The 12,823-nt window shown below is 69.2% G+C and carries 11 protein-coding genes; 6 read left to right on the top strand and 5 right to left on the bottom strand.

Annotation, left to right across the window (positions count from 1 at the left end):
- Window positions 1–1,757 (bottom strand): M23 family metallopeptidase (locus tag QHF89_RS02140; RefSeq protein ID WP_284719926.1); only part of this gene is annotated, 1,757 nt, incomplete at its 3' end.
- 101 nt (window positions 1,758–1,858) lie between these two features.
- On the opposite strand from QHF89_RS02140, the gene QHF89_RS02135 reads away from it, so the two are divergent.
- From QHF89_RS02135 to QHF89_RS02115, 5 genes are all read left to right on the top strand, one after another.
- Window positions 1,859–2,614, top strand: coding sequence for a tetratricopeptide repeat protein (locus QHF89_RS02135; protein ID WP_136965395.1), 756 nt, complete (start codon window positions 1,859–1,861; stop codon window positions 2,612–2,614).
- 3 nt (window positions 2,615–2,617) lie between these two features.
- On the top strand, window positions 2,618–3,829 hold the full coding sequence (locus QHF89_RS02130; RefSeq protein ID WP_136965394.1) for a DUF2062 domain-containing protein: 1,212 nt from the start codon (window positions 2,618–2,620) through the stop codon (window positions 3,827–3,829).
- 66 nt (window positions 3,830–3,895) lie between these two features.
- Window positions 3,896–5,524, top strand: a complete 1,629-nt coding sequence (locus QHF89_RS02125) for an amidohydrolase (RefSeq protein WP_284719925.1) — start codon at window positions 3,896–3,898, stop codon at window positions 5,522–5,524.
- Entirely contained in the window at window positions 5,521–6,864 is a 1,344-nt protein-coding gene (locus tag QHF89_RS02120; protein ID WP_136965393.1) for an amidohydrolase family protein, read from the top strand. Before QHF89_RS02125 ends, QHF89_RS02120 begins: the two co-directional genes overlap by 4 nt.
- A complete protein-coding gene (locus QHF89_RS02115) occupies window positions 6,861–7,229 on the top strand; it encodes a hypothetical protein (protein WP_136965392.1) in 369 nt (122 codons plus the stop codon). The genes QHF89_RS02120 and QHF89_RS02115 overlap by 4 nt, the downstream gene beginning before the upstream one ends.
- A 25-nt stretch (window positions 7,230–7,254) precedes the next feature.
- Here QHF89_RS02115 and QHF89_RS02110 read toward each other — a convergent pair whose 3' ends face one another.
- Window positions 7,255–8,478, bottom strand: coding sequence for a phage head spike fiber domain-containing protein (locus QHF89_RS02110; protein WP_136965391.1), 1,224 nt, complete (start codon window positions 8,476–8,478; stop codon window positions 7,255–7,257).
- A 31-nt stretch (window positions 8,479–8,509) separates the two neighbouring features.
- Here QHF89_RS02110 and QHF89_RS02105 point away from each other — a divergent pair, with 31 nt between their 5' ends.
- Window positions 8,510–9,106 (top strand): DUF938 domain-containing protein, encoded by a 597-nt coding sequence (locus QHF89_RS02105; RefSeq protein WP_136965390.1) that lies wholly within the window; start codon window positions 8,510–8,512, stop codon window positions 9,104–9,106.
- A gap of 4 nt (window positions 9,107–9,110) precedes the next feature.
- On the opposite strand, the gene QHF89_RS02100 is transcribed toward QHF89_RS02105, so the two are convergent.
- From QHF89_RS02100 to QHF89_RS02090, 3 genes are all read right to left on the bottom strand, one after another.
- On the bottom strand, window positions 9,111–10,829 hold the full coding sequence (locus QHF89_RS02100) for an amidohydrolase family protein (RefSeq protein WP_284719924.1): 1,719 nt from the start codon (window positions 10,827–10,829) through the stop codon (window positions 9,111–9,113).
- Window positions 10,830–10,900: 71 nt separating this feature from the next.
- Complete coding sequence (locus tag QHF89_RS02095) at window positions 10,901–11,887, bottom strand: hypothetical protein (RefSeq protein WP_136965387.1); 987 nt, start codon at window positions 11,885–11,887, stop codon at window positions 10,901–10,903.
- A gap of 134 nt (window positions 11,888–12,021) precedes the next feature.
- Complete coding sequence (locus tag QHF89_RS02090; protein WP_136965386.1) at window positions 12,022–12,816, bottom strand: DUF4339 domain-containing protein; 795 nt, start codon at window positions 12,814–12,816, stop codon at window positions 12,022–12,024.
- Window positions 12,817–12,823: the final 7 nt, after the last annotated feature.

Here is a 12,823-nt window from a genome sequence, read left to right as displayed (position 1 = left end):
GCAGGCGCGGCGCTCCCCGCGGGCGACGGCGGCGCGCCCGGCGCGGCGGCCGCGGGCGCGGGCTTCTCGGGCGGCGGCTCCGGCAGCGGGATCGCGTCGAGGCGCCGATCGAGCTCGGCCTTCGCCTCCAGGAACGCGGCGCGATCGATCGGCGGCAACACGCGCTCGCCGTCCATCTGCAGCGTCAAGGCGTCGAAGAACTTGCCGTCCTTCTTCGCGCTGAAGTGCAGGTGCGGGCCCGTCGATCGGCCCGTCGAACCGACGTACCCCACGAGCTGGTGCACGCCGAGCTTCATGCCGACCTTGATGCCGGCCGCGAAGCGCGAGAGGTGCGCGTAGCCCGTCTGGACGCCGTTCGGGTGCATGATCGTCACCAGGTTCCCGCTCGGCCCCGCGGGCCCCACCCAGTCGACCGTGCCCTTGTAGGCCGAGTACACCGGCGTCCCCGTCGGCGCGCCGAGGTCCGTGCCGTTGTGCGGCATCGGCCTCTTCAGCACCGGGTGCAATCGCTTCGGGTTGAAGTGTGACGTCACCGGCGCGCCCGGGAGCGGCGAACGCCAGCCGCCCGAGTAGGGCTGTTTGCCGTGATCATCCCAGTAGCCGCGCGCCTCCTGCCCGTGGAAGGCATAGATGCGGATCGGCTTCTCCGCGGGATCGGCCGGCCTGTACTCGAGCGCGACGATCTTCTTGTACCGCGCGAACATCCCGAGCGCCGTCTCCTCCACCGCGATCACACGCACCGTGGAGCCTTCCTCGAACGCCTCCGACGAGATACGACCGCCGAGCGCGTCGTCGATCGTCGTGAGGATCCCGTCCTCCAGGCCGCCGGCCAGAGACGACGCGACGACGTCCTTGCTCACGTAGAACGCGCCCACGACCTCGGCCTCGGCGACCTTCATGTCGAGCCGCGTGCCGGCGAGAATGCCGCCTTGATCCTCGCGCGCTTGGTAGACCTCGAGCGACGAGATCTCGTACTCGAAGGCGCGCACGCGCTTCGTCGCGCGATCGAGCGCTGCGAAGAACTTGTCCTTGCGGCCGCACTTGTCGAACTTCCGCGTCCCCTCGAAGGCCTTCATGATCCGGTAGGTCTGGGCCTTCGGGACGTCCTTCTCCGCGAGCGCCTCCACGAAGCTCTTGCGATCGATCGTGCCCGACACGATCTGCACTGACGGATCCTTCGCGAGCTCCGACAGCCGCCACGGACCCGGGACCGGCTCGCGCTTGCGCTTCATCGGCTGCGCGTTCGGCCCGCCTTTCGCGCTCTCCTGCGTCGAGGCCTGCGTGAGCCCGGCGCCCGCGATGAGCGCGCGCTCGTTGCGCGGCGGCACCACCTGGATCAGGAGCGCGATGATCGACGTCACCGTCGCGAGCCCGAACAGGCCGCCGAAGATCGCCGTCATGCGCGGCGTGAGGTACACGCCTCCGTGCGCGCGGGGCAGCGGCCTCGCCGACGGGCCTTCGAGCCCGGACGACGGCGACGGACCTGCGCCGCCGCCCGAGAGCCCCGAGAGCGGCCCTCGTGGCGCGGCGGGCGGCCCCTCGGCTTCGCGCCTTCGCAGCGGCACGACGAGCCGTGGACGTTTGGACCTCGAAGCGTCCGCGACGCTCCCTCCCGGCTCGGGCGACGGATCGTTCATGTCGTCGAGCTCGGGCCCCTGCGGACCTCTACGCTCTTCGACGGGGATGATCGGCTCCGGGACGTCCGCCACGGCATGCACGTACCCCGAGCAGACGAAGGCGGCAAGAGCGGCGTGCATGCGCACCTCCAGGCTTCCGCCTCGGTCGAAGTACTGGAAAACGTAGGCTTTTTTGCCGTCGTACATCGCCGAGTCGGCCTGGCCGACGTAAGCTTTGGGGCATGGATGAGCGCCTCAAGGACCTGCTCCGCGTCGCGCGCGAGCACTACCAACGACGGGATTACGACCGCGCCGAGCCCGCCCTGAGAGAAGCGCTCGCGCTCCACGGCGAGCTCGCCGACGTGCACGACATGCTGGGCGTGATCCTCCATGATCGCGCGGATCTCGTGGGCGCGCGGTTTCACTTCGCGAACGCCGCGCGCATCAACCCTGCCTACACCGAGGCGCTCATGAACCTCGCGGTCACCCACGCCGACCTCGGCGACTACGAGGCCGCGCGCGAGGTCTATCGGCGCATCCAGTCGGAGCACACGGGCACCACGTCGGACCCCTTCGTCCGCGGCAAAATCGCCAACATGCACGCAGATCTGGCGCAGGCCTACCTCGACGCCGACAGCCCGCGCGACGCCATCGCGGAGCTGAGGCGCGCCGTCGATCTCTGCCCGCGTTTCCCCGATTTGCAGGCTCGCCTCGGCAACCTCTACCGCGACCAGGGCAACCACGCCCTCGCCCGCGAGCACTACACCGCGGCCATCGAGGCGAACCCGCGGTACGCACCGGCGCACGTCCTCCTCGGCCTCACGATGCTCGCCCTCGGCAGCCCGGATCAGGCCATCACTTGTTTCCGCGCGGCGCTCTCGGTCGACCCGGACAACAAGAGCGCGAAGATGTACCTTCGCCTGGTCGAGGCCCAGCGCAACGCGCGCGCGGCCAAGCAGACCCGACGCCCCCGCGAGGGCGCATCAACTCCCACCTAAGTTTTGGCGACCTTTTCCCTCTGGCGCGAGGAGCTCCGGCGCGCCTTCCGTGACCTCCAAGGCGAGGACCTCTCTCCCGCGCGGCTCGGCGCCGCCGTCGCCATCGGCCTGTTCATCGGCTCGCTCCCCGTCTTCGGCTTCCACCTCCTCCTCGTCCTCGTCGTCTGCCTGAGGCTCCGCCTGCACGCCGTGCTCGCGTACGCCGCGGCGAACGTCTCGAACCCTTTCTTCGCGCCCTTCCTCATCACCGCGGAGATCCAGGTCGGCGCGCGCCTCCGCACCGGCGCCTGGCTCCGCCTCGATGCCCCGATCGAAGCCGGCTACCGCGCCCTCGTCGACTTCGCCGGCTACATGCTCGTCGGCGCTCCCCTCGTCGGCCTCGCCCTCGCCGCCGCGGGCTTCGCCCTCACCGTCGCGTTTGTCCTCGCCAAACGCGCCATCCGCCCTGCCTCCGGCGCGCTCCCGCCCTACCGCCTCCCCGCGAACGCGCCTCCCTGGATCGTCGCCGCCGAGCGCGTCGCCTCGCGCTTCGCCTCGCCCGAGAGCCCTTCTGCTGCCGACAAGAGCCTCTTCCACTACGTTCGCATCAAGCTCTCGCTCGACCCTGTCGCGCGCCTCATCGCCGACATCGAGGGCCCGCGCGACGGCGCGCTCGGCGACGTGCTCGACATCGGCACCGGCCGCGGCCAGCTCCCGATCCTCCTCCTCGATCTCGGCCGCGCCACGCGCGCGCATGGCCTCGACTGGGACGAGACCAAGATCGAGGCCGCGCGTCGCGCCGCCGCCACGCGGCCCGAGGGCGCCGGCCCCGCCGCGGCCACGTTTGCCCGCGAGGACGCGCGCCGCTTCGAGGCCACGCCGGCCGACACAGTGCTCCTCATCGACCTCCTCCACTACTTCACGATCGAAGAGCAGGACGCGATCCTCCACTGCGCCGCCGACCACGTGAACCCCGGCGGCCGCCTGCTCGTGCGCGAGGCCGACACCAAGCGAGGCGTCCGCAGCTTCGCCACCTTGCTCGAAGAAAAAATCTTCACGGCCGTACGGTTCAACCGCGGCGAGCGTGTTCGTTTCCGGCCCGCGCAGAGCATCACCGCGCTCCTCGAAGCGCGCGGCTTCCACTGCGACGTCCTGCCGGCGTGGGGCTCCACGCCCTTCTCCAACGTGCTCATCGTTGCGCGACGACCCGCGCTGGAGAATGCCCCCGCAGCGTGATCTCGCAGCAAGCCGCGATACGTGGATGCCGCATGCGTTCGTCCGGGTGTGATACCGTCCCGCCCGATGTTCTCCCGCCGCGCGTTCCGGCTCCTTTCGCCGCTCCTCCTCGCTCTTCCCGCCTGCGCCTCCTCCTCGACCTCCGCGCCTCCGAGCTTGCCTGCGAAGGCCGAGGCGCCTTTGCCCGCCGTCCCCTTCCCCTGGGAGGCGCGCCCCTCCACGGCCGCGGGCATCGAGACGCCTGCCGCCGCGTCGCCGCCGGTCCTCATCCGCAATGCGACGCTCTGGCTCGCCACGGGCAAGACGATCCCGCGCGGCAGCATTCTCCTTCAGAATGGCAAGATCGCGCAGGTCGCCGAGGGTGACCTCACGCCGCCCGAGGGCGCGCGAATCCTCGACGCCGCCGGCAAGTTCGTCACGCCCGGCATCATCGACACGCACTCGCACATTGGCGTCTATCCGATGCCGGACGCCGTCGCGCACCTCGATGGCAACGAGGCGAGCTCACCCGTCACGCCCGACGTGCAGACCGTCGACGGCTTCTGGCCCCAGGATCCGGCCATCGAGCGCGCCGTCGCCGGCGGCGTCACCACGCTCCAGATCCTCCCCGGCTCGGCGAACCTCATTGGCGGCCGCGCCGTCACCTTGAAGCTCCGCCCCGCCCTCTCGCCCCGGCAAATGCATTTCCCGGGCGCGCCGGACGGCCTCAAGATGGCCTGCGGCGAGAATCCCAAGCGCACCTACGGCAAGGGCCGCCACGCGGCGCCCGGCACGCGCATGGGCAACCTCGCCATGCAACGCAAGGCCTTCCTCGACGCGAAAAAATACGAAGACGACTGGCAACAGCATCGCACCATCGAGGCGAACCGCCTCCGCGACGACCAGAAGAAGCGCGCCGCCTACGAGGCCGACGTCGCGTCCCGAAAGCAGCAGCAGGCGCAATGCAACGACGACCCCTCGTTCTCTGCCTGCGCCGAATGGCAAAAAGGCTGGGACAAACCCCTCGATCCCCCGCGGCCGAGCGACCCGGACGCCGCGCCCGCGCGGGACCTTGCCAAGGAGACGCTCGTCGGCGCCATGCGCGGCCGCGTCCTCGTCCACATCCATTGTTATCGCGCGGACGACATGCTCGCCATGCTCGCGCTCGCCGACGAGGTGGGCTTCCAGGTGCGCAGCTTCCACCACGCCCTCGAGGCCTACAAGATCCGCGACATCCTCGCGAAAAAGAACGTCTCCGTCTCCACCTGGGCCGATTGGTGGGGCTTCAAAATGGAGGCGTACGACGGCATCCCCGAGAACATCGCGCTCCTTCAAGAATCGGGGGCCCTCCCGATCGTGCACACCGACTCGGCCGAGGGTGTCCAGCGCATGAACCAGGAGGCGAGCAAAGCGCTCGCCAGCGGCCGGCGCGCCGGCATGCCCCTCACGGACGAGGAGGCCATTCGCTGGCTCACCCACAACCCGGCCTGGGCCCTCGGCATTGAAAAACGCGTCGGCACGCTCGAAGTCGGCAAGGACGCGGACGTCGTCCTCTGGGACCGCCATCCCTTCTCGGTCTACGCCTCGGCCGAGGAGGTCTGGATCGACGGCGCCACCGTATATCAAAAAGGCAACCAACGCCCCCCCTGGAGCGATTTCGAACTCGGCCAGGACACCGGCCGGCCCACGACCCTTCTGCCCGGAGGTGCGCCGTGACGAACCCCCGATCCTTGCAAAAAACGTTTGTCTCGTCCCTGTTCGTCCTGATCGCCCATTTCGCGGCGACGGAGGCCCTCGCGCAGCCCGCCCGCCCCGCGCCGGCCCCGGCCCCCGCGGCGGCGAAGGCCGCCACTCCTGCCGCCACCGCGCCCCTGGCGATCGTCGGCGGCCGTGTTCATACGGGCACGGGCGAGGTCCTCGAAGACGCCACGATCCTCGTGGAAAAAGGCCTCGTACAGAAAATCGGCAAGGGCCTCGCCGTCCCGGCCGGCGTCACGACCATCGACGCCAAGGGCGCCATCGTCACGCCTGGCTTCGTCGACGCGCTCACGTCCATCGGCCTCGTCGAGATCTCGCTCGAAGACTCCACGCACGACGACGACCGCGGCGGCAAAGACCCCATTCGCGCGGCCTTCCGCGCCGCCGACGGCTACAATCCCGCCTCCACCGTCGTCGGCATCACGCGCGCCGAGGGCGTCACCTCCGCCGCCGTCGTCCCGCTCGGCGGCCTTTTTTCCGGACAATCCGCCTGGGCCGACTTCGACGGCGATACCCGCGAATCGGCGCTCACCGCGGGCCCCCTCGCGCTCCATGTCCACCTCGACGGCAGCCTCGACGGCGATCGCGGCGGCCCTGCGGCGGCCCTGCACCTCGCGCGGGAGGTCTTCGACGACGCCCGTACGTTCCAGAAAAACCGCGCTGCCTGGGAACGCAACCAAAGCCGACCTTTCGCGGCGAGCCGGCTCGACCTCGAAGCCGTCGGCGACGCGCTCGCCGGCCGGGTCCCGGTCGTCTTCCACGTCGATCGCGCCTCCGACATCCTCGCCGCCGTCGCGCTCGCCAAGGAGTTCGGCCTCCGCCCCGTCATCGCGGGCGGCGCCGAGGCCTGGAAGATCGCGCCTCGCCTCGCCGAATCCAAGGTCCCGGTGATCGTCAATCCCCTCGAACCCGGCCCCACGACCTTCGACACCCTCGGCATGCGGAACGACAATGCCGCGCTCCTCCACGCCGCCGGCGTCCCCGTCGTCATCACTACGAACGACACCCACAATGCGCGCAAGCTCCGCCAGGTCGCTGGCAACGCCGTCCGCGCGGGATTGCCGCACGCGGCGGCCATCGCGGCCATCACGAGCGCCCCGGCCGCGGCGCTCGGGCTCGGCGCCAAATACGGCACGCTCGCGCCGGGCAAGGTGGCGAACCTCGTCGTCTGGTCCGGCGATCCTCTCGAAATCGCCTCGCGCCCGCTCGCCGTCGTCATTCGCGGCAAAAAGGTCGACCTCGGGAACCGCCAATCGGCTCTGTTCACGCGCTACCGAAAACTCCCCATCGCCCGGTGAACGCGCCCGCCCCGCCTCGGTTTCGGGTCCGCCTCTTCCTCGAACGCCTCGTCGTCGGGCATGTCTTCGGTTACCCCCTCGCCTTCGTGTGGGCTGTCGCCTCGATGCCGCTCGCGATCCACCTGCATTTCGAGCGCCTCTCCGCGATCGAGCACGACACCGAGGCGATGGGCCAGCTCGTCGTCCGCCTCGTCGCGTGGCCCTCCGGCGTGGTGTTCGTCCTCGCGCACCTCTTCGCGCTCGCGTGGGGGCTCGCGCAGGAGAAGAAGCGCGGGCAATGGATCTTCCTCGGCGGATTCGGCGTGCTCCTCGGGACGGGCGTCCTCTTCGGCGCGGGGAGCTGGCTCTGGCTCTACTTGCGCTGAGGGATCCGTTTGGCGGGACAAGATCCTACCGAATCTCGATATACCGCAAATCCACGCTCTCCTGCGGACCGTCGTTGTCGCCGAGCAACCACGCGGTCTCGTCCTTCCCGACGGGCTCGACCCGCCCGAGCTTCGACACGGTCGTATCTCCCTTCGTCGCGCCCTTGATCGAAATCAGCCGCCGGTTCGGCAGGTATTGCGCCCGCACCTCGAGCTCCTGATCCCGCGCCCAGTCGAGCCCCTCGATCCGCAGGTTGTCCGACGAGCCCACCTTGAGCAGCGTCAACGTGCCTCCCATCGCTCCGGCCTTCATCCGAAAAAAGACGCTATCGTCCTCCAGCGCGACGAGATCTTGATCGACGACCTGCTCATTCTGAGCGTAATGCGGCGCGTACCGGATCGTCACGTCGAAATACCCCGACGGGGCCAGCGTCTCCATCTCGACGTGCAAGAGGTCCGCCTCCCGGAGCGCCGGCGCCCCGGTCGTTGGAAGGAAGCTCGAAGGATAGGTCCCCACCTCCACCTGCGCCGCATACACGGTCATCGCCGTCGGCTGCTCGATGGCGGGCTCCGCCCCGACCGCCTCCGTCGTCAATCGAAGGACGGGCTGCTCCTCGACGGTCCTCACCTCGTAGCGCTTCCATGCCGCGTCGCCCACGGTCACGAAAGCATTGCCATACGCGAAATACGCAAACGGCCCCGTTCCCTGCGCGCCCGCGATCCACGCCGAGGCGATCGCACCATCGACGGGTATCCCGGGTGAGGACTGCTTTCCTGCGGAGAGCAGGGCCACGCCATCCATCCCGCCTGCGGGATCGGGCGCGTCCTGCGTGGCCACCATCGCCTGGGCCGGCGTGACCCACCCGGCGCCGCCCCACCTGCTCCGCGGATTCAAATTCGTCCGCTCCGTCTCCATCGCGAGCCCCCAGCCCGTCCCCACGTTGCGGGGCCTCGCCTCGTTCTTCTGGTATCCGATCCGCAGCGTATTCGGACCCACTTGCGACGTGCGCGGTGTATCGGTCTTATTGATGTAAATGAGCCAATCGGGCATCGTGTAAACCATCTCCGGCCCGGGCTCGATCGCCTCCCACACCAGCGGATCCCGCGGCGGCAGGCTGCCCGGGTCCTCGTCGAGCGAGAGCTCGCCGGGCAGCCCGCCCACGATCTGGCAGCCAAACGACGAGGCCCCGAGGAGCCCGATCCACAAAGCTCGTTTTGCTTTCCACGCGCGCATCTTGCTAAGCTCCACGCGTCCGAGGATACACGACCCGGAGGCCCCCATGAAGCGACGCGCCCCTGCAGCCGAGAGAAATCGCGATCCCATCCTGGACGTCCTCCGACGTCTCCTCCCGGACGGCGCCTTTGCCCTCGAAATCGCGAGCGGCTCGGGTCAGCACACGGCCCACTTCGCGACGCACCTCCCCGGCGTCACGTTCCAGCCGACCGACCCCGATTCCGACGCGCTCGCCAGCATCGAGGCGTATCGCGCCGAGCTCGACCTCCCGAATTTCCTCCGCCCGCTCCAGCTCGACGCCTCCGAGGACTCCTGGCCCGTCTCGCGCGCCGACGCCGTCGTCTGCATCAACATGATCCACATCGCCCCCTTCCGCGCGTGCGAGGGCCTCTTCCGCGGCGCCGCGCGCATCCTCCCCGCGGGCGGCGTGCTCTTCACGTACGGCCCTTATCGATTCTCGGGCTCGTTCACGGCGCCGAGCAACGAGGCCTTCGACGCCTCGTTACGGGAAAGGGACCCGTCCTGGGGCGTGCGGGACCTCGACGACCTCCAGCGCCTCGCGCGGCAAACGGGCTTCATGCACGAGGAGACCGTCCCCATGCCTGCCAACAATCATTCGCTCGTCTTCCGCAAAACGGCCTGAGCGCTCATTCACATTTCACGAGCGGCGCAAGCGGCGCGAAATCCCACTGCGTCAGGTTCATATCGTCGTACGTCTTGAGCTCCGACGACAGGATCTGCGTAATCTCGGCCCACGTCTGCCCAAACTTGTTCGTCGTGTTGCCGCCCGTCTCGGCCACGCACGCGAACTTCGCGGCCCCGCAGATATCGAGCGCCTCGCATCCCGGCATTTGCGGCCCGATCGCCGCGAGCACGGAATCCCCATAAAGCGGCACGCCGTTCACCACGACGAGCGAAACGTCCTTCGGCCGCGCCGCGAGCACCGTATCGAACGGCACGCTCCCGTCCCCCGTGATCACCGTCACGTCCGCCTTTTTCCCGACCTCGAGCGACCCGAGCACCTCCGAGAGCCCCAGCGCCTTCGCCGCGTTCACCGTCACCATGCGGACCAGCATGGCCGGCGAGAGCACGTCGCCGAAGGCCTCATTGTCGACCATGTTGGCGAAGCGCAGCTCGTCGAGCAGGTTCTGGCTGCCCCCGAGCGACCAATCCGGCGCCAGCGCCACGTTGATGCCCAGCGACAAGGCCAGCGGCACGTTCGTCGTCTTATTGAAGTCCGTCCCGCCCCCATACAGAAACACGTTCGACCGCGGCGACCACACGAGGCTCATGCCCCTGTCCGCCATCACCCCGAATTCGTCGGCCCCGAACGCCGTCCCGTGAACGATCGTCGTCTCCGCGGCGTAGAGACAGCCGTTCGGGTTCGTCGTCGTCCCGAGCGTCGTGAACTCCTTTTTCGCCGTCTCGTCCACGCCCTCGCCACAATGAATGACGTACGCGTCCGTCTTGTCGACGAGGAAGTTGCCACAGACGGCACTGCCGCTCGACGGCGGGAACAACGTCGAGACCTGCACCTTGTCCGCGCCGAGATCGTTCGCCTTCTGATCGATCGTCCGGGCGAGCGACCCATAACACGTCTTGTCGATCGGGTTCGCCGCGCCGGCGATGCTCGTCGTCCCGGCGACGAGGCCCTTCATCTCGCCGTACTTGTTCATCTCGCAGCCGAAGCCCGGGTCGAGGTTCGGCGTCCCCTCGCCGTTCAGGTATTGCTTCGCGTCGACCATCGCCTGGTAACGCGGCTCGTTCGGCCACTGGTTGTGGTTGCCGTACGCCTTCGAGGGGCTCCAGTCCGACTCGTCGAAAATGTCGAACAGGATGTGGTTGTGCGTGTCGATCATCCCCGGCAGGATGATCCCGTGCGTCTTGACGACCGTCGCCTCCGCGGCGCCCGGCGCCCCCTCGCACGACGGGCCCACGCACGTCAGCGTATCGCTCTCGATGAGCACCTCGCCCGCGAATGCCTTGTCCGGGGTGACCACACACCCGATGAGCCGCAGCTTCCCGGGCACCCCCACCTTGGACACCTCGGGCGTACCCAGGTCGGCGGTGCAATCGGTCTCGACCGGGACCCCGTCGCCGCCGCCGCTGCCGCCCGCGCCCCCTGCTCCGCCCGCGCCGCCCATTCCCCCGACGCCGCCCATTCCCCCCGCGCCGCCTGTCCCGCCGACGCCGCCCACGCCGCCGACGCCGCCCACGCCGCCCGACCCGGCGTCGCCGCCGCTACCGCCATTGCCCTCGTCGTCCACCGGAAGGGGGTTGCTCGGCGTGAGCACCGGCTCGTCCGAGCAACCCACGACCGAGACCAACCCAAGAGCCAAAAGGATGAAGGTTCGGGAGGAGGCCACGGCTCGAATGTACAGGTTCTCCCTCCAAACCGCACTCCGTTTTTCGTGACATCTTGGTGGCACGCGATGCGTCAATTCGCAGCGCGCCCCACCCAAAGTGGACCCCGCAACGAGCTGCCCTCGAACCGTTCGTCGAGGAAGACAGGCCCGCCGTCCTTTTCCACCATGATGGCGCGCACGCCCTGGTCGGTCGCGACGAGCGCCCGGTCCCCGGCCGTGGCCAGGTCGCGCGAGAAAAACGTACCAGCCCGACGAACCTCCCCCTCAAGCGCGACCGCGGTCACATCGAAGCCCCCGTTTTCCTTCCCGAGTTCCACGACCCACAACGTATTCGTCGACAGCACGAGCGCCGCCCCGCCGAGCACCGCCGCCGCCTCGATCCTCTCGATTCCCGGCCCGACCCCGAGCATCACGGCTGCCCCCGCGCCCTCCGCGCCCACCTCCCGCGCGGCGACATCACCTCCCACCACGTCCCAGAGCAGCCCGGATTCGGCCGACAGCGGAACGAATCGCGCCGTCGGCGGCTGGAGCGCCGGTGCCCCGAGGTCGAGGCCCGTCGTCACGACCAACCCGTTTTCCGTCAGCTTCCCCGACATCCGCGTCAATCGGTCCTCGTTCACGCCGTACGAAAGCACCTCCATCCGGTCCCCCTCCCTCCACACGGAAGCGGGCCGCGGCGCGTAGACCCCTTTTGCGATCGTGCCTTCCCGCAGCACCTTCCACCGGGGCCCGTACGTCCCCTGCTCGAACACCCACAGCCCCTCGTCCGTCGCGAAAAGCGCGGCTCCTCCATCCACCCACGCCGCGTGCGCGCACGCCCCCACGGCGCCCGCGTCGAGCGGACACACCCGGATCTCGCCGCCCGACGCATCCTCGTTTTCTTCGAGCACCCACACGCGCGAGGCGCCCGGATCGACCGCCACGTCGCGCGGCGTCCCGCCGCCCCCTTCGGCCGAACTCGTCACGGCCCCGGTCTTCCCCTCAAAGACCACGACCTCCCCCTGCAGGCCAAACCCCACACCATACCACGCTTCCTCCGTGGAAGAAATACGTTTCACCTCCAACGGATTTCCCTCCCGACACGCCGATACCCCAAGCACCCCAAGCACCCCAAGCACAACGATGGCCACTCGCGTCATGCCCCTTCATCGACGCGACCCCCTCGGCAGTTGCGCGAAATTTTTAGGTACGCTCAGGGACAACGAATGCGCGTGGGCAATGGCTCGCACCGCGCCACGCCTTTGTGGAGCACGCAACAGGCCTCGTGGGCCCCGTGGCAGGGACAATCCCTCGGCTTCGTACCGTCGCCGCAGAGGATCCCGCGTGTCTTCTCGAATTCGGCCTGCTCGGCCCGCAACAGCGGCAGCTCCTTCGACGAGAGCTGCGCGAGGGTCCGCGCCACCTCGGGCTTTCGTTTCTCCGCCGAAGGCAACGTCTCGAGCAGCGCCCGCGCCTTGCAAACCGCCGCGCGCCCATCCATCCGCGCATCCGCGAGCGCCGCGCTCGCCAATTTCATCCGCTCGCTCGTGGAGAGCTGCGCGGCGTTCGCGGCCTCGATCGCCTGCTCGACCGCGCCCGGCGCCTCCACGGACACCGCGGGGCGCGCCGGCTCCGCAGATGCACTCTGCGTGGTGCTCTCGCGCCACCGATCCTCGATCTCGCGCACGATCCCGTCTTTGTTTTCGGCGACGTGGCCATACGCCACCACCGCCACGACGACCGACGCGAGCGCCACGGCCACGCGTACGAGTTCCATCCGCGTATACGCGAGCCACCGACCGCGCCGCGGCGCTCGCCCCTCGCGCGTACTCCGCGCGACGAGCTCGTCCGCGAACGCCGGGTGATCATCGAGCGCGATCCACGCCTCCTGCCCCTCCGGCCGCACCCGCGTCGCCGAGGGCAAACCTCGCATGATGGCCCAGCGCACGGCCTCCTCGCTCATCGGGCCGAGCTTCTTTTCGCCGTCGTGGAGTTCCCATCCGGGCATGATGGTT

Origin of the sequence: Polyangium sorediatum, assembly GCF_029946465.1 — a bacterium.
Taxonomy (GTDB): domain Bacteria; phylum Myxococcota_A; class Polyangia; order Polyangiales; family Polyangiaceae; genus Polyangium; species Polyangium fumosum.
Note: the sequence above shows the minus strand (reverse complement) of the source record. Positions and strands in the feature narration are given on the sequence as shown.